Origin of the sequence: Vibrio sp. bablab_jr001, from assembly GCF_016464285.1 — a bacterium.
Lineage (GTDB): Bacteria > Pseudomonadota > Gammaproteobacteria > Enterobacterales > Vibrionaceae > Vibrio > Vibrio fluvialis.
Genome location: NZ_JACDWZ010000035.1, coordinates 1 through 253, shown reverse-complemented (window position 1 = coordinate 253; position 253 = coordinate 1). Strand labels below are relative to the sequence as shown.

General features: G+C 59.7%; 1 pseudogene. It reads right to left on the bottom strand.

Going from position 1 to position 253, the window contains the following annotated elements:
* A pseudogene (locus JIG40_RS02605) lies at positions 1-253 on the bottom strand (diguanylate cyclase); the annotation flags it as partial.

The following is a 253-nucleotide window of genomic DNA, read 5'->3' as shown; positions in this document are numbered from 1 at the left end:
TTGTTTGCCCATCACCACCTGATGGGTGGCACTGGTGACAAAACCGTACTTCAGCTCCGGATTGGCTTTGGACGTGGCCACCGCGTTATCCAGCAGTGAGAGCATCTCGGTCGAGGTTTTGCTCTCTTTGTTGTGCACCACGCCCAGTGACGCATCCGCCGCGGCCATGCCGGTCGGGTCAGGGTTGACCACCTGAATGGCGTTGATGAGGCCATCGGCCACCAGACGCAGCTCGCTCTCATCCAGGTTAGGC